19 protein-coding genes and 1 pseudogene are annotated in these 21013 nt (G+C 65.7%); 15 read left to right on the top strand and 5 right to left on the bottom strand.

Annotation, left to right across the window (positions count from 1 at the left end):
- Window positions 1-87 precede the first annotated feature (87 nt).
- From G5B40_RS07260 to gspD, 4 genes are read left to right on the top strand one after another with little or no spacing between them, the layout of a single operon-like run.
- Window positions 88-1065, top strand: coding sequence for a hypothetical protein (locus G5B40_RS07260; protein WP_165096914.1), 978 nt, complete (start codon window positions 88-90; stop codon window positions 1063-1065).
- The gene (locus tag G5B40_RS07265; RefSeq protein WP_165096916.1) at window positions 1062-1694 is read left to right on the top strand and encodes a hypothetical protein; all 633 of its coding nucleotides are present in this window, start codon (window positions 1062-1064) and stop codon (window positions 1692-1694) included. Before G5B40_RS07260 ends, G5B40_RS07265 begins: the two co-directional genes overlap by 4 nt.
- A gap of 4 nt (window positions 1695-1698) precedes the next feature.
- A complete protein-coding gene (locus tag G5B40_RS07270; protein WP_165096918.1) occupies window positions 1699-2214 on the top strand; it encodes a hypothetical protein in 516 nt (171 codons plus the stop codon).
- On the top strand, window positions 2211-4277 hold the full coding sequence (gene gspD / locus G5B40_RS07275) for a type II secretion system secretin GspD (protein ID WP_165096920.1): 2067 nt from the start codon (window positions 2211-2213) through the stop codon (window positions 4275-4277). The genes G5B40_RS07270 and gspD overlap by 4 nt, the downstream gene beginning before the upstream one ends.
- Before the next feature lie 197 nt (window positions 4278-4474).
- Here gspD and G5B40_RS07280 read toward each other — a convergent pair whose 3' ends face one another.
- Window positions 4475-6244 carry an ABC transporter transmembrane domain-containing protein gene (locus G5B40_RS07280; RefSeq protein ID WP_165096924.1) on the bottom strand — a complete coding sequence of 590 codons (1770 nt, stop codon included), beginning with the start codon at window positions 6242-6244 and terminating at the stop codon, window positions 4475-4477.
- Between the two features lie 290 nt (window positions 6245-6534).
- Between G5B40_RS07280 and metG the strand changes: the two genes are divergently transcribed.
- A complete protein-coding gene (metG, locus tag G5B40_RS07285; RefSeq protein ID WP_165096927.1) occupies window positions 6535-8253 on the top strand; it encodes a methionine--tRNA ligase in 1719 nt (572 codons plus the stop codon).
- A gap of 225 nt (window positions 8254-8478) precedes the next feature.
- Window positions 8479-9312: pseudogene (locus G5B40_RS07290) on the top strand (IS5 family transposase).
- 247 nt (window positions 9313-9559) lie between these two features.
- Here the strand turns inward: G5B40_RS07290 and G5B40_RS07295 are convergent.
- From G5B40_RS07295 to G5B40_RS07305, 3 genes are all read right to left on the bottom strand, one after another.
- Complete coding sequence (locus G5B40_RS07295; RefSeq protein ID WP_165096930.1) at window positions 9560-10174, bottom strand: class I SAM-dependent methyltransferase; 615 nt, start codon at window positions 10172-10174, stop codon at window positions 9560-9562.
- 225 nt (window positions 10175-10399) lie between these two features.
- Complete coding sequence (locus G5B40_RS07300; protein WP_165096933.1) at window positions 10400-10843, bottom strand: hypothetical protein; 444 nt, start codon at window positions 10841-10843, stop codon at window positions 10400-10402.
- Window positions 10844-10848: 5 nt separating this feature from the next.
- Window positions 10849-11220: a hypothetical protein gene (locus G5B40_RS07305; protein ID WP_165096936.1), complete on the bottom strand. Its 372-nt coding sequence runs from the start codon at window positions 11218-11220 to the stop codon at window positions 10849-10851.
- 221 nt (window positions 11221-11441) lie between these two features.
- Here G5B40_RS07305 and G5B40_RS07310 point away from each other — a divergent pair, with 221 nt between their 5' ends.
- Entirely contained in the window at window positions 11442-12677 is a 1236-nt protein-coding gene (locus G5B40_RS07310) for an adenylate/guanylate cyclase domain-containing protein (RefSeq protein ID WP_165096938.1), read from the top strand.
- 4 nt (window positions 12678-12681) lie between these two features.
- Here the strand turns inward: G5B40_RS07310 and G5B40_RS07315 are convergent, their stop codons facing one another.
- Window positions 12682-13512 carry a tetratricopeptide repeat protein gene (locus G5B40_RS07315; protein ID WP_165096941.1) on the bottom strand — a complete coding sequence of 277 codons (831 nt, stop codon included), beginning with the start codon at window positions 13510-13512 and terminating at the stop codon, window positions 12682-12684.
- Window positions 13513-13715: 203 nt separating this feature from the next.
- Between G5B40_RS07315 and G5B40_RS07320 the strand changes: the two genes are divergently transcribed.
- The 8 genes from G5B40_RS07320 (at window position 13716) to G5B40_RS07355 (ending at window position 21011) form a co-directional block, all read left to right on the top strand.
- Window positions 13716-14027, top strand: a complete 312-nt coding sequence (locus G5B40_RS07320; RefSeq protein WP_165096944.1) for a YegP family protein — start codon at window positions 13716-13718, stop codon at window positions 14025-14027.
- Window positions 14028-14153: 126 nt separating this feature from the next.
- The gene (gene pyrC / locus G5B40_RS07325; protein ID WP_165096946.1) at window positions 14154-15191 is read left to right on the top strand and encodes a dihydroorotase; all 1038 of its coding nucleotides are present in this window, start codon (window positions 14154-14156) and stop codon (window positions 15189-15191) included.
- A 4-nt stretch (window positions 15192-15195) separates the two neighbouring features.
- Window positions 15196-15891, top strand: coding sequence for an orotate phosphoribosyltransferase (locus G5B40_RS07330; RefSeq protein ID WP_165096949.1), 696 nt, complete (start codon window positions 15196-15198; stop codon window positions 15889-15891).
- A gap of 73 nt (window positions 15892-15964) precedes the next feature.
- On the top strand, window positions 15965-17122 hold the full coding sequence (locus G5B40_RS07335) for a serine hydrolase domain-containing protein (RefSeq protein WP_165096952.1): 1158 nt from the start codon (window positions 15965-15967) through the stop codon (window positions 17120-17122).
- A complete protein-coding gene (locus tag G5B40_RS07340) occupies window positions 17119-18510 on the top strand; it encodes an amidase family protein (protein WP_165096955.1) in 1392 nt (463 codons plus the stop codon). Before G5B40_RS07335 ends, G5B40_RS07340 begins: the two co-directional genes overlap by 4 nt.
- 48 nt (window positions 18511-18558) lie before the next feature.
- On the top strand, window positions 18559-19365 hold the full coding sequence (locus tag G5B40_RS07345; RefSeq protein ID WP_165096958.1) for an SDR family NAD(P)-dependent oxidoreductase: 807 nt from the start codon (window positions 18559-18561) through the stop codon (window positions 19363-19365).
- 44 nt (window positions 19366-19409) lie between these two features.
- Entirely contained in the window at window positions 19410-20258 is an 849-nt protein-coding gene (locus G5B40_RS07350; RefSeq protein ID WP_165096960.1) for a class I SAM-dependent methyltransferase, read from the top strand.
- A 96-nt stretch (window positions 20259-20354) separates the two neighbouring features.
- Window positions 20355-21011, top strand: a complete 657-nt coding sequence (locus tag G5B40_RS07355) for a peroxiredoxin (protein WP_165096963.1) — start codon at window positions 20355-20357, stop codon at window positions 21009-21011.
- Window positions 21012-21013: the final 2 nt, after the last annotated feature.

Below are 21013 nucleotides of genomic sequence, written 5' to 3' on the forward strand. Positions count from 1 at the left end.
AAACGCGGGAATGGGTCATGGACAGCGCCGGCCCTCCCCTTATCATGTCCGTCCGCCGCGACGCGGGCGGCGGCGAAAGGGTGAGGCATGAGCGGGCTCGAACGCATCGGCGATTTTTTCATCTGGCTGGGCGAAACAGCTGCGGCGCTCTTCCCAACGCGCCCGCCCGCGCGCGCGCTTGGCGTCGAGGCTGGCGGCGCGGCGCTGTATCGCCACGCCGCCAGCGGTTATGTCGTCGAGCGGCCCGCGCAATCCGGCGATTCCGCGCCGCTTCTGCTTTCCAGCGAACAGGCGTTCACGGCGCGTATCACCGTTGCGCCGGAAGCCGCGCCGCACGGCTCCGGCCCGGCCCGACTGGAGGCGGCGCGGCGCTCGCCTGTGCCGCTAGAAGAGGCCGAATGGGCGCTCACCCGCGCGCCGGACGCCTGGGACAACGGCGCGCCCTGGCGCTTCGCAGCTTCGCCCCGCCGCCGGGTGGCGGCGCTGCGCGAGACGCTGCGCGCCGCCGGCGCGCGCCCCGGCCCAGCCTTTACGATGGTCGAAGGCGCGCCGCTCCACCTCACGGCGAATGGACCGCGCGCGCCGCGCCTGGTGCTCGCCGCCGCCGCGCTGGCGGTCTTCGCAATTCTCGGCGCGGCGTTGTCCGCTCCGCTTGGCGCGGCGCGCATAGAAGCGGCGGCCGAGGCGCGGCTCGCGGACGCGCGCGCCGCGCTCGACGCCGCAGAATCGGAGGCGGCGGAGGCGACCGGACGCCGGGACGCCGCCACCGCCCCGATCCGGGCGGCGCGCGCCGGACGCGCGCTTCTCGCCTCGAACCCACCCGCCGCAGCCGCGCTTGCACGTCTCGCCGCGGCGACGCCGGACGACGCTTACGCGACGCGTCTCACGATCCGCCCCAACCGGGTAGAGGGAGAGTTCAGCGCGCCCGACGCCGCGAAACTCGCCGCAACCCTCGCCGCGACGCCCGGTTTCGCGGCGGCCCGGTTGCGCGGCGCCGCGCGCGCCGCGCCTGGCGGGTTGCAGCGCGCCGCGATCGAACTGACGCCAGCGCGGGGTTCAGAATGAGCGGCGCGCCCCCGTGGCGACGGCTCGCGCCAAACGGTTTCAATGCGCGGCTCGCCGCCGCCGGCGCGGCGCTAGTCGGGGCGGCGCTTCTGGCGCTTTTTGTCGCGCTGCCGCTGATCGAGCGGATCGAGGCGGCGCAGGAGCGCGCGGCGCGGCTCGACCTCAGAGCCGCCGCCCTTTTGACCATGGCCGCCGAGCGGAGCGCGGAAGCGGGTTTCGAGAGGAGCGACGCCGCGCGAATCGACGCCGCCTCAACTTGGCTCGACACCAACGCCCCCCGCCTCAGTGATGGGACCGCCATGCTCGAGCTTCTCTCCGGCGTCCGCCTGCTCGCGGAAGCGACGGGCGTCGAACTCGGCTCCGCCGCGCCGCTCGACGCAGACCGCGCCGACGCCGCGCTTTTCACCGCGGCCGACCTAGCCGGATTGCGCGTCACCGCGGTGGAGGCGCGGGTCACCGCCGACCATGCGGGACTTGCGCGGTTTCTGGCCGCCGTCGAAGCCGCCGAACCTGCGATGCGCGCTGCCGCCATCGAAATCACGGCGCGAAGCGACGCGGTGCTCGATGAAAAGAACCGCCTCACCGCCAGCGTCGTGATCGGCGCGCTTTCACGCCCGGAGGACGGCTGAAACCATGCGCATGGTCGCCATCCTCACGCTCTTCGCCCTCACAGCCGGCTTCGGCTGGATCGGCGCATTCCCTTGGCTGCAACGGACGCCGCCGGCGGCGCCCGCCGCGCCGTCTGCGGCGCTTGAGACGCCCGCCCCCGCCCCAACGCCGGAAGCCGACGCGAAACCGACCAATCTCGCGCCCTTTGTCGCGCGCCCGCTCTTTTCCGCTGCGCGTCGTCCTCCGCCGCCGCCGGAAGCTCCCGGAGTCGCGATCGAGGCGCCACGGCCAGATCTTCTCTTCGGGCGATACGAAATCGCCGGCGTGGTCATGCTGGGCGACTCCGCCCTCGCGCTCTTGCGCGACGCCGATGGCGGACTTATCCGCCTGCGCGCTGGCGACAGCATCGCGACGGGCCCGGCCGGGCATGAAACAGGCGAAGCGGATATCGTCAAAATCACACTAGATTCCTTGACCTTCCGCCATGACGGGGCGACGGTCGCCGCGCCGGTCAGACGCGAGGGGTCGAAGACGGAATGATCTTTGTTTCGGTGGGAATTCTCTCCACGCGCCGCCTCGCGGCGCCGCTGCTGACATTCGCGCTGATGGCCTGCGTGGAGGGACAGGGGCTCGCGCCGCCCTTCTCCGACGCGGGGCATCTTGGCGAGCCGGACGCAGCGGGCGCCGCCGCCGGCGGACCAAACGCCTCGATCATCGCCGAAGCCGGCGCCGGACGCGCCGGCGGCGGCGCGACGCTGCTCGGCCAGTCGCGCGGCGGCGCGTCGGGCGCGACGCTGCTCGCCGGCGATCCGCCGCTCGCCGGAGAGCCGATCAGCCTCGCCATCGAGGAGGCGCAGATTTCCGAGGCCGCCGCCATCGTCCTCGGCGACGCGCTCAACCTGCCCTATGTCGTCGCACCCGAAGCAAGGGGAACGATCAGTTTTCGAACAGCGGCGCCATTGGCGCCGAACGATCTGCTCTCCGCCTTTCGCGGCGCGCTGGAAGCGCGCGGATTCTCGCTGGTCCGCGTCAACAGCGTCTGGCGTATCGCGCCCGCCGGCGCGGGCGCCGGCGCGACCGGCGACACCGAACTGATCCCGCTCCGCTACATCGCGCCGGAGGAGATCGCCAAGGCGCTGGAGCTCGCCCTGCCGGCGGACCGCATCCGCGTCGTGACCGGGCCGAGCGGAAACGCCGTCGTCGTCACCGGCTCGGCGGAGGAGCGCGACCTCGCCCGCGCCACCGTCGCAGCGCTCGACATCGACGCTCTGGCGGGAAATTCGGTGATGCTCGTCGGCCTGACGCACGCGCCCGCCGACGCGCTCGCGGCGGAACTTTCCGCGATCTTCGGCGGCGACGCCTCGCCCGGCGTCCGCAACGACGAAGGACCGATCAAGGCGGGCGGGCTCCGCATCGTGCCGCTGGTCCGGCTCAGCGCCGTCATGCTGCTGGCGCGCGACGGCGCGACGCTCGACCGCGCCTTCGCCTGGGTTCGCCGGCTCGACCAGCCGCGCAAGGCCGAGGCGCAGCGGCTCTTCGTCTATCGCGTGCAGAACCGACCAGCCGCCTCGCTCGCTGAGGCGTTGAACGCGCTCTTCGCCGGTCAGGCGGTGGAGGGCGAGACCGCCGCGCCGGTCGATTTTCGCGGCGAGCCGGCGCCGCGAATCGTCGTCGACGCGGAGAAGAACGCGCTCGTCATCTCCGCCGCCTCGCGCCAGTTCGACACTCTGGTCGATCTGATCCGCCAACTCGACAGCGCCCCGCTCCAGGTGCTGGTCGAGACGACGATCCTTGAGGTGACGCTCGGCGACAGCCTGCGCTACGGCGTGCAATACGCCTTCTCGGTCGGCGAGCTCTTCAACGATCGCGACGGCGTGGTGACGCTGACCAACACCGGCGCCCAAATCACGCCCCAGTTCCCCGGTTTCGCCTTCACCATCGGCACGAGTCTCGGCGCAGAGGCGATCATCGAGGCGCTGGACAGCGTCACCGATCTCACCGTCGTCTCCTCGCCCAAACTCCTGGTGCGCGACGGGCAGACGGCGACGCTGCAGATCGGCGACCAGGTGCCCATCGTGACCCAGACGGCCGAGGGTTTCGACGACAACGCGCGCATCGTCAACGCCGTCGAATACCGCGACACCGGCGTCACGCTCCGGGTGACGCCGCGCGTGAACTCCGGCGGATTCGTCAGTCTCGAGGTGGATCAGGAAGTCTCCTCGGTCACAGCGACGACCACTTCCGGCATCGACAGCCCCACGATCAGCCGCCGCTCCGTCACGACCGACGTCACCATTCGCTCGGGTCAGACGGTGGTGCTCGGCGGACTGATCCAGGACAGTTCCTCGGCGGGGCGGAACGGCATTCCAGTGCTCGGCGAAATTCCGGTGCTCGGCGCCGCATTCGGGAGGCGGAACCAGTCCGCAGGCCGGACCGAACTGCTCGCGCTGCTGCGCCCGCACATCCTCGCCTCGCCAGAACAGGCGGAGGATTTGACCTCGCGGCTTCGCGCTGAATTCGAAGCGATCGCACGCAGTTCAGCTGTCCGGCTCCGCACGCCGGGGCGCACCAAGCTCCCTGATTTCAGCGCCGCCAATCAGTAAGTCGCCGCTCAGAAACGCCCCCGGGATGCGCCGCGCGAACTGTTGTCCAACCGGCGGAGCCACGCCCGCGGCGCGCCGAGAACCTGGCGCATGTCGGAATGAACCCGCGGCCGCCGCCGCCGCATATCCGGCATCGGCAGCGCACCGCGAGCGGAGCGATGCGGGGAAGAAACGGCCGACGCCGCGCCTCTTTCACGCTACGCCGCAGCGCCTTCCGTGAATTGTAGGCGCGCGAGCCGCGCGTAAAGCCCTCCCTCCGCGACCAATGCGTCGTGACCACCGGTCGCAACGATCCGTCCGCCCTCCATCACAACGATCCTGTCCGCCTGCTTCACCGTCGCCAGTCGGTGCGCGATGACGATCGTCGTCCGCCCTTCCGCCAGCGCCGCGACCGCGTACTGTACAAGGCGTTCGGATTCCGCGTCCAGCGCCGAAGTCGCCTCGTCGAGCAGAAGCACCGGCGCATCACGCAGAATCGCGCGCGCGATGGCGATGCGCTGCTTTTGGCCACCGGAGAGCATCACGCCGCGCTCGCCGACGAAACTGTCGTAGCCCTCCGGCAGCGCGGCGATGAACTCATGCGCGGCGGCGGCGCGCGCCGCCGCCTCCACATCTTCATCTGAGGCGCCGGGCCGGCCGAAGCGAATATTCTCGCGCGCCGAAGTGGCGAAGATCACCGGCTCCTGCGGCACCAGCGCGATGCGCGCGCGAAGCGCCGCCGGATCGGCTTTAGCAACGTCCACACCGTCGATCAGGACCTCGCCCTGATCGGCGTCATAGAAGCGTTGAAGGAGCTGAAACACCGTCGTCTTGCCGGCCCCCGACGGACCGACCAGCGCAACCGTCTCTCCCGGGCGGATTGTAAGATCGAAATGTGATAGCGCGGCGGTCGCCGGGCGTTGCGGATAACAAAAGGAGACATCTTTGAAAACGATCGCGCCGGCCGGCCGCTCCGGCAGCGGCGCAGGGGGTGATGCGGCGGCGACCGGATCCGGCGTCGCGAGCATCTCGACCAGCCGGTCGGTCGCGCCGGCTGCGCGCTGCAATTCGCCCCATATCTCGGCCAGCGCTCCAACGGCGCCCGAGACGAGAACCGCGTAGATCAGGAATTGCGCCAGTTCGCCCGGGCTCATCGCCCCGGCGCGCACATCCCTCGCCCCGATCCAGAGCACCCCTACGACACCGGTGAATACGAGAAAAATGACGATCGCTGTCATCCAAGCCCGCACTGCGACCCGCTTTCGCGCAGCGTCGAACGCCGCCTCCGTCAGCGCGCCGAACCGCGACCGGCTCGCGTCCTCGGCGGTGAACGCCTGCACCGTCTGCGCCGCGAGCAGCGTCTCGGAGGCCTGAGCGGAGCTATCGGCGACCCGATCCTGGCTCTCGCGGCTCAGCTTCCGCACCCGTCGCCCGAGGATTAGGATCGGCGCCACCACCAACGGCACGATCAGCAGCGAAAACCCGGCGAGCTTCGGCGAGGTCCAGACCATCAACCCCATCCCGCCGACGAACATCAAAACGTTGCGAAGCGCGATGGAGACCGAAGAAGAAATCACCGAGAGCAGAAGGGTCGTATCCGTTGTGAGGCGCGAGATCACCTCGCCCGTCATCACCCGCTCGTAGAAACCCGGGCTCAAGCCGATCACGTGGTCATAGACCGCGCGGCGGATATCCGCGATCACGCGTTCGCCCAGCCGCGTCACCAGCCAGTAGCGGAGCGCGGTCGCGACCGCGAGGAGCGCGGCGATCGCGATCGCCGCGGCGAAATACTCGTCCATAAGCGCCGTGCTCTCCTCGGAGAACCCGTCGATCACCCGGCGCACCGCGAGCGGCAGGATCAGACTCAGCGTCGCGGTCGAAACGAGCGCGCCCAGCGCGCCGACGATCCAGACGCGGTAGGGGGCGAGAAAGGGCGCCAGCGCCTTCAGCGGCTTCACCGTCCTCGATTTTTCTCTCACCTCGGCCATGCGTCCTCCCTTTGGGCCGGGCGATCTAACCGGCGCCGGACGCCGGCCGCAAGGCGGCGGTGCGCCACGGCCAACGCGGTGCGCCGCCCGGCGCAGCGCGAAGCGGGCGTCAGGATGCGGCGCGCTCCGCCTTCAACGTCTCTATCGCGCAAGGGCGCAACTGGCGCCGCATCGGCGTGAACGCGCCGGCGCCACCCGCCGCGAGAAGGGGAGACGAGACCCGCGCTCGCCTCCCTCGCCCTCCCCCGGCCGATCCGCTATACCCGCGCGAGTCATCAAGGAAGGTCAGCATGGCGCGCATTCTCATCACCTCCGCCCTGCCCTACATCAACGGCATCAAGCATCTCGGGAATCTCGTCGGCTCTCAGCTGCCGGCGGATGTCCACGCGCGCTACATGCGCCAGCGCGGTCATGAAGTCCTCTTCATCTGCGCCACTGACGAGCACGGCACCCCGGCGGAGCTCGCCGCCGCGGCGGCCAACCAGCCCGTCGCGGATTTCTGCGCCGAGATGTGGGGCATGCAGAAACGGATAGCCGACGGCTTCCGGCTGTCCTTCGATCATTTCGGTCGCTCGTCTTCGGCTCGCAATCACCGGCTGACGCAGCATTTCGCCGAGCGGCTCTCCGGCGCCGGCCTTATCGACGAAGTCGAAGAGAAGCAGGTTTACTCCAACGCCGACCACCGCTTCCTTCCCGACCGCTATATCGAGGGAACCTGCCCGAATTGCGGTTATGAGCGCGCCCGCGGCGATCAGTGCGAGAACTGCACCAAGCAACTCGACCCGACCGACCTGATCAACCCTCGCTCTGCGATCTCCGGCTCGACCGATCTTGAAGTCAGGACGACCAAGCATCTCCACCTTCGCCAGTCGGCGATGCGCGAACATCTCAGGGAATGGATCGACAGCCAGAGCGGCTGGCCGATCCTCACCACCTCGATCGCGAAGAAATGGCTGGATGACGGTGAAGGGTTGCAGGACCGCTCGATCACCCGCGATCTCGACTGGGGCATCCCCGTCCGCAAGGGCGAGAAGCCTTGGCCGGGGATGGAAGGCAAGGTCTTCTACGTCTGGTTCGACGCCCCGATCGAATACATCGCCGCGACGGCGGAATGGGCCGACGCGCACGGGCTGGGCGAGGCCGCTTGGCGGCGCTGGTGGCGCACCGACGAGGGCGCGGATGACGTCCGTTATGTCCAGTTCATGGCGAAGGATAACATCCCCTTCCACACGCTGAGCTTCCCGGCGACGCTGATGGGCTCCGCAGAGCCATGGAAGCTGGTCGACTACGTCAAGGGGTTCAACTGGCTGCTCTACGAGGGCGGAAAGTTCTCCACCTCGCAGGGGCGCGGGGTATTCATGGATCAGGCGCTGGAGATCCTGCCCGCGGATTACTGGCGCTGGTGGCTCCTCTCCAACGCGCCGGAGGGCGGCGACGCCGATTTCACCTGGGAGAATTTCCAGAATGGCGTGAACAAGGATCTCGCCGACGTCCTGGGCAATTTCGTTTCCCGCGTCACCAAGTTCTGCCGCGCCCGGTTCGGCGAAACGGTTCCCGAGGGCGGCGCGCCAGGGCCGGAGGAAGCCGCGCTTGCCGCCGAACTCGACGCGAAGCTGAAAGACTACGAGCGCGCGATGGAGGCGATCGAGATTCGCCGCGCCGCGCAAGCGCTCCGCGCGATTTGGGTCGCCGGCAACGAGTATCTTCAGCGGGCGGAGCCCTGGGCGAAATTCAAGACCGAACCGGAAGCGGCGGCGATGGTGATCAGGACTGCGCTCAACCTCGTCCGGCTCTACGGCGTCCTCTCGCGCCCGTTCATCCCCGACGCGGCGGAGGCGATGCTCGCCGCGCTCGGGTTGGAGGCCGACCAGCCCTGGCCGGAAGACGCCGCCTCCGCGCTTGACGCCCTCGCCCCGGGTCACGGTTTCGAGACCCCCGAAGTGCTCTTCGCCAAGATCGACGACGAGAGCCGCGCCGGACTCGAAGCACGTTTCGCCGGCGATGAATAGACCCGGTATAGACGACCGTTCGTCGCTTGCCGCCGTGCTGCAGCGCGATCCGATCGCTCCGGCTTCGCTTTCTCGAGGGGCGTCTCTTACGGAGACCACTGCTCAATGGCGGCGCCTTCCGTCGTGCCCTCTGGCGGTTTCAGACTTAGAGCCTGCCCCGAAATGAGTTGAGCGATATCAGAGGGTTGTGATTCACGTCGGTTTGCAACGACTGACGGAGGCCCGATGCCCTGGGATGATATCGCCCGCGCGGAATATGCGCGACGGTCAGCGCGCTATGCAAGCGACCTGACGGATCGGGAATGGGAGGTGATCGCCGCCTACATGCCTGATCGACGCGGTCTGGGCCGCCCGCGCACGACCGATCTGCGGGAGGTGATGAACGCGATCCTTTACATCGCCTCGACCGGCTGCCCTTGGCGCTATCTACCGACGGAGTTTCCGCCTGTTTCGACCGTGCAGCGTTACTTCTACCGCTGGCGGGACGAAGGCTTCTGGCCCGCACTCAACAATGCGCTGGTGATGGTGTCACGGGAGCTGGAGGGGCGCGAGGCGTCTCCGACCGCAGGCGTGATCGACAGTCAGAGCGTGAAAACCACAGAGGCGGGAGGGGTTTGCGGCTACGACGCTGGGAAAAAGATCAGGGGCCGCAAGCGCCACATGGTGGTCGATACGATTGGGCTGATGGTTGGCCTGGTCGTTCACGGCGCCGGCGTGCAGGACCGCGACGGCGCCCCGCTCGTGCTGGCGTCCATCCGCAGACGCTGACCGTGGCTGCGCCACGTCTTCGCAGACGGCGGCTATGCCGGGAAGAAACTGCGCCGCGCCCTGACCGGGTTCGGCGACTGGCGCATCGAGATCATCAAGCGATCTGATCGCGCCGAAGGGTTCGAGATCATTCCAAGGCGATGGGTTGTCGAGCGCACCTTCGCATGGCTTGGAAGATGCCGCCGTCTCGCCAAGGACTGGGAGCGATCCATCGCCTCGTCCGAGGCGTGGGCGAACGTCGCGCATATCCGACTGCTCACCAGACGCCTCGCAAGGTATTGTTATGTTTGACCGAGTTTCGAGCCAGGCTCTGATCTGTGTCGCCTGAGATTTCTGTAGGGGCGAAAGGCTGAATCATAAATCTTGTTGCGATACTGCGTCCGCGCGGGTTGGGCTGGCCTTCAACGATGGGCCCGCTACTCAACCGTTTGGGTACGATATCCGCGATCAACACTGATCAGACAGACGGCATTCTAGCATTCGACATGAAGACAGCAGTGCTCAACTATAATATCAATCATACTCTCGATATCATCTACTAAATTTTCTGAAGCGCATAACTTGGTGGGTATTGCCGTTCAAAAGTTAAGCCAATAATCTTGAATTCCTGTTCGACACAAAATTTTGTTACGGCTTCAATTACGCCGCAACGATATCCAAAACGCCCCCATCGCACATAGTCGTGTCCTGCAATGATTCCACCGGGCTTCATTTTGGGCAACACCGCCATGAGGTCCTTCGTTACACTGTCGAAATCATGCCCCGCATCTATATAGACCCAATCCAGTTGAGCATCTTCAATCTGCTTCAAACCACCCCACGACCAATCTCGGATCAGCCTTACTCGGCCACTTTCAATATGTTTACTGAATCTCGACTTGACGTGTTCATAATCGCTTCCAACAATACCCTTACCTTTCTCAGCATTAGGAGCCTTTCCGTGCGCGTATTTTCCCTCCCTCCAGTAGTCAATCAGGATCAGACGCTCGGGCCCTGTGGCATTGAATATGCTCTGAGAAAAGCTTCCACGAGCGACCCCAACTTCCGCGACAACGCCGCCGCGCCCGAAGCTTGAAATAAGCTCCAAGCGGTCAGGATAAGCCTTGCAGTCAGATAAATGTTTCTCCGTGAGAGTGTGGGGAAGCTCTCTCAATCTCAATGTTTCGGCTCTGCTTTTCCTGTATCGGCATAGCGCCAAAGAGGGGCCGGCGATCCTGAGTTAACAAAACGCTTCATCCCCGACCTCATATTCCGCCCCCTCCAAGAAACGATCAAATCAAATTCGCACCCAATTTTCAAAAAACTCCAATATCATTCATAATATAATTATCGTTACATAACATTACTATGCCACCGAAATCCACACTATATGCATTTACTATTGCATCCCACCTAAAACGTTAATCCCTCCGCGCCCAGATGAGATCTGGTAAAGCCCGAGATCCTCTTCATACAGATGCGCCACCTCTTGCATCAGCGCCGAATCGTACCTCGCTGCGTTAGCGGGCGCGTAACCTCTGCCCCTCATTCTAGCCAATTCGGCAAGAGGCGTATCAGCATAGCATGAGTCAATCAGCATCTTGAGGCTATCGGCGCCATGACCCGATAGATTTCGCGTATCGTGAATCGGCATTCCGGTGACTTCGGTGATCCGCGCGAAAGCCGCGCCCAACGTATGCATACCAAAAATATCAGAATATCGGTAGCCTCGCGCTTCCAGGCGCATTCTTACTTGCGGAGTCCAATGATGATCAATATCCAGTGCGCTCGGCGCAGAAAGGAGTAAAAAAAAAGCCCGAAAGGTAAATCGTTCAGGGTCCATATACTTTAAAAGCCGCGACCGGTAAACGCGTGCAAGTTTGCGGCCACCGGAAGACGATAACGATATTTGTTGTCGTTTATCCTTATCGCCCGGCCCGACCGCTTTCCTCCAACAAACTTTTCTAAGAAAAGAATATAAAGATGAGACCACAGGCAAATAATAATAACAAAGCGATGATTTGCCTCCTGTATATACCCCTCAGTCGCTACATATTTCGGAACCATATTCGCCATCTGGTCAAAAAACACAGGCGGAGATTCATGAGTATTACTCAATACGATCGCATAGCGAAGGGTCGTGAAAGCGTTCTTTGGGATATAGGAATAAATGGCGTTGATGGGCTCAATATAAAGCGCATGGCTGGCGTCAAGCGACATGGCTGCCTCCATGCCATTGTGATCGAGACGCCCCCGATGCTCCGATGTTCGTAGCCTGTAGCAAGCTACCCGCCGCGCCAGGATCGTCAAGTCCAGCGGTCACGACGTCTACACAGTTCTGCGCCATGTGTCGCTCCACTCCCCGATCATTACTGCTTTCGTCTACGCGGCCAATCAACGCGCTCTGGCGCCGGGCGCCTCGGACTATTACTCTGCGGGCCATGGCGCATGATGGGCTCATAGAGGAAATTGAGAGCTGGCTGATCGACAGGTCGCTTGGCGACCCGGATATCGAGCAGCTTTTTCAGACCCTCTGCGTGCGACTGGCCGGCGTCGGCCTGCCGCTCGACCGGGCGGCGCTGACCTGGCCGACGCTGCACCCACTGTTTCAGGCCGAACAGATCTTCTGGAACCCGACCGACGGCGCCAAGCTTCTACAATATTCACACGCCAACCAGGCGACGGAAGGCTGGCTGAAAAGCCCGTTCTTCCATGTCCTCACCAACGGTCTGGACCGTTTGCGCCGGCGCCTGACCGGCCCCGAGTCGCTGCTCGATTTCGACGTGCTCAAGGAACTGCGCGATCAGGGCTTCACCGATTACCTGATGACCGCCGCGGAGTTCCGGATCGGCGAGGTCGAAGAATTCGCGAAACGCGGCACGGGAATCATCGCCTCTTGGGCGACGAAGCGGGAGTCCGGCTTCACCCGCGCCGACCTCGAGGCGCTGAGCCGGATTCAGCGGATTTTCGCCGTCGCATGCCGGGTCGCGATCCAGCGGCGGGTCACGGCGAATCTGGTGAACGCCTATCTCGGCCCGACCGCCGGCTGGAAGGCGCTATCCGGCGAAATCAGACGCGGCGACGGCGAAACGATACGTGCGGTCGTCTACTACGCGGATCTTCGCGGTTCGACCACGCTTTCGGACGCGATGGAGCCGGACGAGTATCTCGCGTTGCTCCGACGCTATTTCGATTGCGCCGCGCAACCGGTGATCGACGAGGGCGGCGAGATCCTCGACTATGTCGGAGACGCGGTTCTGGCGATCTTTCCGATCCAGGGAGAGACAGGCGGGCCGGAAGCGGTGCGCGCCGCGACCCGGGCGATGGAGCGGGCATTGGTGCTGCGAGCCGAAACCACGGTCGCGGCGCCCGACCCGGAAATGCGCTTTTCAATCTCGCTCGCCGCGGGCGAGGTGATGTTCGGCAATATCGGCGTGCCGACCCGGCTCTCTTTCTCCGTCATCGGCGCCGTGGTGAACGAGGTTGCGCGGATGGACGACGCTTCGAAATCGCTCGGCCGGGCGGTGCTGGCGACCCGCGACATCGCTTCGGTCGAACCGCAGAATTGGGTCAGTCTCGGGATGAGGGAGTTGCCGGGAGTCTCTAGACCGCGCGAAATCTTCGTCCGGAAGTGTGAACTCGACGCTTTCGACACCTCCCTCGCCGAATCGGCTTGAGCCTTCAGCCGCCGAGCGAGCGGATGCGATTCAGGAGCCAGGGATCCTTGTGGCCCAGTTCAAACGCGCGGCGAAACCGGCGATTCGCCTCCGCCTCTCTCCCCAGCCGGTCGAGGAGCTGGCCGGAAACGAAATAGGGCAACGCCCATTCGGGGCTGAGCTCGGTCGCTTGGTCGAAGTCCTGAAGCGCGCCGGAATCATCGCGCCCTTCGCGCGCCCGGCCGCGCTGAAAATAGGCGCCGGCATCGTTCGGATAGCTGCTGATCACCGCGGAGAAATCGGACGCCGCCTCGCCTCCCCGGTTGAGCGCGATCAGCGTCAAGCCGCGGTTGAAACGCGCATCAGCGTCGTCGCCATCGATGCGCACAGCGGCGTTGAACTCCTCCAGCGCTGCTTCCGGCTGGCTGATCCGCAAATAGAAAGCGCCCCGCGCCAAGCGCACGTCGAGGCTCTGTGGCGCAAGTTCGAGCGCCCGGTCCAGCTGGCGCGCCGCCGCCATCCGGTCGCCAAGCGCCTCCTCCGCCCTGGCGCGGCCGACATATAACTCGACCCGTTCAAGTCCCGTCGCCGCCGCCGCGGCGAAGGCGTCGCGCGCCGCCCCCGGCGTGCCCGTGCTCAGCAGCGCATCGCCGAGATTGAGATTGGCGACGAATTCCTGTTTCTTCGTCAGACCGCCCCGCGACAACGCCCGCCGGCAATGGTGGATGACATCGCGCACCGGCGCGGAGAGCGAGCCACACTGCTCCAACGAACCGTCGCGCGCGACAGCCGCGTCCGGCGCCGAGAGAAGAAGCCCGAGCGCCATGCAGGAACCGGTGAATGATCGTGCTTTCATACCGGCAGCATATGCCGCGACGCGCCGGGCGCCAATCGCGACTGTCTTCGCCCGATTCTCGCCCAATCGCGGCCATAGGCGTTTCGTATCGAATGGTTGCGCGGGGGCGAGGCCTCGCGCATGATTTTGACGCCGCTCCCTGACGAGGGGAAAACTCGGGAAGCGCGGTGCGGCGACCGATGCAAAGCAACAGGGAGAAAACGATGGCTGGCGAGAATGACAAGTTCGAGGTCTATCAGGACAAGCGCGGTGAATGGCGCTGGCGGCGGAAAGCTTCGAACGGCCGGATCGTCGGCGCTGCTTCCGAGGGTTACAATCGGAGATCGGATTGCGAGGCGAACATGAACCGGGGCGCGGTCCCCTCGGACAAGTGGGAATTCTACCAGGACAAGCGCAGCGAATGGCGCTGGCGGCGGAAAGCTTCGAACGGCCAGGTCGTCGGCGCGTCATCCGAAGGCTACGACAAACGCGCCGACGCCGAGGCGAACGCCGCACGACAGGGCTGGTCGGCCTGATCAACTCGGGCGCGTCGCTGGCGCGCCCACTCCGCTCCCGTTCGATTCCAGGATGATGCGAACCGCCCGCGGATTGCGGAGTGGACCGCGTCCGGCCTATATCGGCGCGTCCAACCGGGAGCAGACATGACCCGCATCGTCCTTCGCCGCCCCGACGACTGGCATCTGCATCTGCGCGACGGCGCGGTGCTGACTGCCGTGACGCCGGAGAGCGCGCGCGATTTCGCCCGCGCGATTATCATGCCCAATCTCGTCCCACCTATCGTCACCGCCGCCGACGCCGAAGCCTATCGCGCGCGAATCGTCGCCGCGGCCGAAGGCGCGGACTTCACTCCGCTGATGACGCTCTACCTAACCGAGACGACCGACCCCGCCGCCATCGCGGCCGCGCATGAGGCCGGACTGATCGCCGCGGTCAAGCTCTACCCCGCCGGCGCCACCACCAACTCCGCCTCCGGAGTGCGCGATCTCGACAAGGTGCGCGGCGTCCTCGAGCGCATGGCGGATATCGGCCTGCCGCTCTGCGTCCACGGCGAGGTGACCGACGCGGAGGTCGATATCTTCGACCGTGAGGCGGTGTTCATCGACCGCGTGCTCGACCCCTTGCGGCGCGCGACGCCCGGACTGCGCGTCGTGATGGAGCATCTGACCACGGAGGAAGGCGTCGCCTACGCGCGCGAGGGCGGCGCGGATCTCGGCGCGACGATCACCACCCATCACCTGATCATCAACCGCAATCATATCCTCGCGGGCGGGATTAGGCCGCATTACTATTGCCTGCCGGTCGCCAAGCGCGAACGTCACCGCCTTGCGCTCCGCGCCGCCGCGACCAGCGGCCATCGGGCCTTTTTCCTCGGCACCGACAGCGCGCCGCATGTCGATCCGCTGAAGGAGGCCGCTTGCGGCTGCGCCGGTGTCTTCTCCGCCACCAACACGCTCTCGTGTCTCGCCCATGTGTTCGAGGAGGAGAACGCGCTGGACCGGCTGGAGACCTTCGCCGCCATCAACGGCCCGGCCTTTTATGGCCTGGCGCCGAACGAGGACCGGATCGAACTTGAAAAGACCGCCGAGCCGATCGACTACCCGACGAAGATCGAAACCGACGACGGACCGGTCACGGTCTTCGATCCCGGGTTCCCGCTACATTGGCGCGTTAGGAGATAAAGCCATGTTCCAGAACAGCTTTCCGGACGATGCGCTAATGGCGGAGCAGACCGCGCGAATGCTGCTTGAGGTCGAAGCGGTGCATTTTCGCAGCCGGGACCCGTTCAAGTTCACGTCCGGCCTTCTCAGTCCGGTCTATATCGACTGCCGCAAGCTCATCTCCTATCCGCGCATCCGCAGCGCGCTGATGGATTTCGCGGTTTCGAAACTGATGCGCAACGCCGGCTTCGAAGCGTTCGACGCCGTCGCCGGGGGCGAGACCGCGGGCATCCCCTTCGCCGCCTGGATCGCCGAGCGGATGGCGCTGCCGATGCAGTATGTCCGAAAGAAGCCCAAGGGGTTCGGCCGGGACGCGCGGATCGAGGGCGTGATCGAAGAAGGTCAGCGCGTGCTGCTTGTGGAGGACCTGACCACCGATGGCGGCTCGAAGCTGAGCTTCGCCGAGGCGATCCGCGAGACCGGCGCGCGCTGCGACCACACGCTCGTCCTTTTCTACTACGATATCTTCGAAGGCTCGACCGCGCGACTGGCGGACGCCGGCCTCACCCTCCACCATCTCGCGACCTGGCGCGACGTTCTGAGCGCGGCGCGCGCCGGCGGCCATTTCGACAAGGCGACGCTCGACGCCGTCGGCGAATTCCTGGCCGACCCCTTGGGCTGGTCGGCGGCGGCGGGCGGCGCGGAGCCGACGAAAACCTGAGTAACGGCTTTCGCCTCTTGCTCTCACGCCGCGTCTCGGCTTCCTTGCCGGGTGCGACAAGGGAGCGACGACAATGATCATGCAGGGGTTTCCGCCGGCCGAGAGCGACCGCGCCACACTGGCCAACTGGCGCAGCGCGCCGTGGTCCTCCTGGGCGTTCCATCATGTGCGCGAAATCGTGCCAACCGCCGAGATTGCCAACGACCCCTCCGATATATGGGAGTTGCCTGAGGGCCGCGTCGACCTTTCCGGCGTCGATCTCGACGCGGCGATGGCGGAGACGTCCACCGACGCCGTCGTCATCGTCCACGAAGGGCGCCTCGTCCACGAGGTCTATCGCAACGGCATGGAGCCGACCGACCCGCACATCATCTTCTCGGTCTCGAAATCGCTCCTCGGCCTCGTCGCCGGCACGCTTGTCGATCGCGGCGAACTGAAGGAGGATGACCTCGTCACCACCCATGTCCCTGAACTGGGGGGCACGGCCTTCGAGGGCGCCACGATCCGCCAGCTTCTCGACATGCGCGTCGGGGTGCTCTTCGACGAGGACTACCTCGCAACCGAAGGGCCGATCATCGATTATCGCTTCGCCGCCAACTGGAATCCGGTTCCGGCGGGGCTCGAGGCGGGCGATCTGCGCTCCTTCATGTCGAAACTGACCGAGCGGGACGGCCCGCATGGCGGCCGCTTCCACTACGTCTCGCCGAACACCGACCTTCTCGCCTGGATCTTCGAGCGGGCGAGCGGCGTGCGCTACGCCGATCTGGTCTCCGAGCGGCTCTGGCGTCCGCTGGGCGCGGAACGGGCGGGCTATATCACCCTCGACAGGATCGGCGGCGCCCGCGCCGCCGGCGGTGTTTGCGTCACCGCGCGCGATCTCGCGCGCGTCGGCATGATGCTGGCCGATAACGGCAGCCGCGACGGGCGCCGGGTGATCCCCGCTTCCTGGATCGAGGATATCGAGAAGGCGGGCGACCCCGCCGCCTGGAACGAGGGCGACTTCAAGGACGATTTCGCCGGCAGGGCGATGCACTACCGCTCCAAATGGTATGTTCAGCGCCGGCCGGAGCCGCTGGTCCACGGCCTCGGCATTCATGGCCAGTATGTGTTCTTCGACCGCGCGAGCCGCCTCTCCATCGCGTGGATGTCGAGCCGCCACGAGCCGATCGAGAAGACGACGACCGAGCGGGTTCTGGCGGCGGTGGAAGCGATCCGGGGGGCGGTCCTATGAGCGATCTCTGGCGCCTTTCGGCGGGTGAGACGGCGGCGACCGTCAGGGCGGGCGACGCGACGGCGCGCGAAGTCGCCGAGGCCGCACTCGCCCGTATCGACGCCGTCAATCCCAAGATAAACGCCGTCGTTCACCGCATGGACGAAGAATCGCTGGCGGCGGCCGACGCCGTCGACGCCGCGCGAGCGGCCGGCGCGCCCCTCGGCCCGCTCGCCGGGGTTCCCGTGACGGTGAAGGTGAACGTCGACCAGAAGGGCCACCCGACGACGAATGGCGTGCGCATCCAGCAGGATCTCGTGGCGAAGGAGGACAACCCCGTCGTCGCCAATCTTCGCCGCGCCGGCGCCGTGATCGTCGGGCGCACCAACACGCCCGCGTTCTCGCTCCGCTGGTTCACCCGCAACTCGCTCCACGGCGCGACGAGAAATCCACGGAATGCGGCGCTGACCCCAGGCGGCTCCTCCGGCGGCGCCGCATCCGCCACCGCGGCCGGCATCGGCGCCATCGGCCACGGCACGGATATCGCGGGTTCGGTCCGCTATCCCGCCTACGCCTGCGGCCTCCAGGGGCTTCGGCCCGGCATGGAGCGCGTCCCCGCCTGGAACCCGTCCTCACCCGACCGCCATATCGGCGCGCAGCTGATGGCGGTTTCCGGCCCGCTCGCCCGCTCCATGGCCGATCTCCGGCTCGCATTCGAGGCCATGATCCAGCCCGACTCGCGCGATCCCTGGCACCGGCCGGCGCCCGTCGAGACCGGCGCTATCCCGAAGCGCGCCGCGCTCTGCGTCGCGCCAGAAGGCATGGCGACAACGCCATCCGTCGAAGCCGCGCTCCGCGACGCCGCTTCCCGACTGAAAGACGCCGGCTGGCAGGTGGAGGAGGTGGAGAGTCCGCCGCTCCGCGAGCCCGCCCGCCTCCAGTTCCTGCTCTGGCTCGCAGAGATGCGGCGCGGCGGCGACACGGTGGCGAAGGAGAACGACCCCGACGCCGTGCGCTATTACGCCGAGATGCGGAAAATCTCACCCGCGCCCGACCTGAACGCGTTTCTCGACGCGCTTCAGGCTCGGCTCGGTCTGATCCGACAATGGCGCGCCTTTCTCGCCCGGTATCCGGTGCTGATATGCCCGGTCTCCGCCGAGCCCCCCTTCCCCGATCATCTCGACATGGAAGATTTCGCCCGCGTCTACGAGGCGCAGCTGGTCCAGATCGGCCTGCCGCTGATGGGGTTTCCCGGCCTCTCCGTATTCACCGGTTTCGCCGAGACCGAGCACGGCGCGGCGCCGCTCGGCGCGCAGCTCATCGCTGACCGTTTTCGCGAGGACGCGCTCTTCGCAGCGGGCGAGGCGATCGAAGCGCGCGGCGCGAAGATTGAAATCGCCGAACCCTGAGGCGGGTTCGCCACACTCCGGCTAAAGTGCAGAGAAAAGGAACGCAAGATGCGGGATTTCGAAGGGCGCATCGCGCTCGTCACCGGCTCGGCCACCGGTCTTGGCCGCTCGATGGCGGTGAAACTGGCGGAGCGCGGCGCAACGGTGATCGTAAACTATTCGCGAAGCAAGAGCGACGCCGAGGAGACCGCGACCGAGATCGGCGCGGCCGGCGCGCAATCCGTCGTCGTCAAGGCCGACGTCTCGTCACCGGAAGGGTGCGCCGCGCTCCGCGACGCCGCCACGGCGTTCGGCCGCCTCGACATCCTGATCAACAATGCCGGCATCACGCGCCACGCCCGCGACCATGGCGATCTCGACGCGCTCTCGAAGAACGACTTCATGGACCTCTACGCGGTCAATGTCGTCGGCCCCTATCTGGCGATGCAGGCGCTGAAACCGCTTCTTCAGAAGGCGCATGAGGCCTCCGGGCGGGCGAGCGCGGTCCTAAACACCTCCTCCATCGCCGGCACCACCGGCATCGGCTCTTCGGTCGCCTACGCCGCCTCGAAGGGGGCGCTGAACACGATGACGCTCAGCCTCGCCCGCGGACTTGCGCCCGCGATCCGGGTCAATTCGGTCTGCCCCGGATTCATCGGCACCCGCTGGTTCAAGAACGCGATGGACGAAGAGGCGTTCGCCAAGACCGTGAAAAGCGTCGAGGCGACAACGCCGCTGAATGTCGCCTCCGGCCCCGACGATATCGCCGATTCCGCGCTTTTTCTGGTCTCGGACGCCGCCCGCCACGTCACCGGCGAGCTTCTTCATGTCGACGCTGGCCTTCATCTCGGCTTTTCGCCCCTGGCGGCGCGATAGGCTGATATTGAGACGCCCCGACGATCCATAGCGGAGCAGGACCCTTGAGCCAGAGTTCGAACATCGGCGCCGTCGAGAGCTTTTATGAAACACACCCGATCAGTGAAAAGCAGATACGCGACAAGCTGAAGGCCGAAGGCGTGGACCTCAGCCGCCTGACCGAGGACATCCTGCAATCTCACGATCAGGACCATTTCGGCGGAACCGGCGCGAATGACATTCTGGCCGCCCGCGCCGACATCGACGAAGGCGTCGGCGTTCTCGACGTCTGTTCCGGCCTCGGCGGCCCAGCGCGTTATCTCGCGCAAAACTACGATTGCCGCGTCACCGGCGTCGATCTGACCGAAAGCCGCGTCGAGGGCGCGCGAAGGCTGACTGCGCTGACCGGTCTCGACGACAGGGCGAACTTCGTCTCCGGCGACGCTCTGGCGCTGCCGTTCGAAGACCGGCGCTTCGATGTGGTGATCGCACAGGAGGCGTTCTGCCATATTCCGAATAAGCCAAGGCTGGTCGCCGAATGCGCGCGCGTCCTGAAACCGGGCGGCCGCATCGCCTTCACCGACATCCTTGCGACCGACACGACGGCGGAGGCGACGCGCGTCCGGCTCACCCGTGAGATGGCGTTCAATGAGCTGGGCTCGTTCGCCCTCTATCGCTCGCTCCTCGAGGACTCGGGCTGCGCCGTCGTCCAGGTTGACGATCTCGGCCGCGAATGGACGAAAATTCTCGTGGACCGCCTGGCGATGTATCGCAGCCTGAAGGACCAGACGATCGAAAGGTTCGGCGCCGCGCATTTCGAGACATGGGACCGCGCTTACAGTTTCTTCGTGGCGCAATACGCGACCGGGGAGTTGAGCGGCGGCCGCTTCCTCGCGCGGCGCGTGGCCAACTGAGGGTTTTCGTCGTCCCGTTGTGACGAAAGCCCTACTCGACAGCCGGCGGCGACGTTACTAGATATCGCACATCACAGCAATTCCGGGAGACGCAGCATGACACTTCGCATCGGCGACACAGCGCCCGATTTCCAGGCAGAGACCACGGAAGGGCCGATCAGCTTTCACGACTGGATCGGCGACAGCTGGGCGCTGCTCTTCTCGCACCCGAAGGATTTCACCCCGGTCTGCACCACCGAGCTCGGCAGCCTCGCCAACATGAAGCCCGAGTTCGACAGCCGCAACGTCAAGCTGATGGGGCTTTCGGTCGATCCGGTCGAGAACCATGTCAAATGGGGCGAGGATATCGCGGATGTTTGCGGCCGCGCGCCCAACTACCCGATGATCGGCGACACCGACCTGAAGGTCGCGAAGCTCTACAACATGCTGCCGGCTTCGGCGGGCGAGACCTCCGAGGGCCGCACCCCGGCCGACAACGCCACGGTCCGCACCGTCTATGTGATCAACCCTGACAAGAAGATCATGCTGATGCTGGTCTATCCGATGGGCACCGGGCGGAACTTCCAGGAAATCCTGCGGGTGATCGATTCCATGCAGCTCACCGCCAGCCACAAGGTCACGACACCGGCGGACTGGAAACAGGGTGAGGATGTGATCATCGCCCCGGTCGTCTCCAATGACGACGCGGAAAAGATGTTCCCCGGTTACAAGACCGTGAAGCCCTACCTGCGGACCACGCCGCAGCCGAAGTAAGC

The sequence above is a fragment of the Pikeienuella piscinae genome, assembly GCF_011044155.1.
In the GTDB taxonomy this organism is placed as follows: domain Bacteria; phylum Pseudomonadota; class Alphaproteobacteria; order Rhodobacterales; family Rhodobacteraceae; genus Pikeienuella; species Pikeienuella piscinae.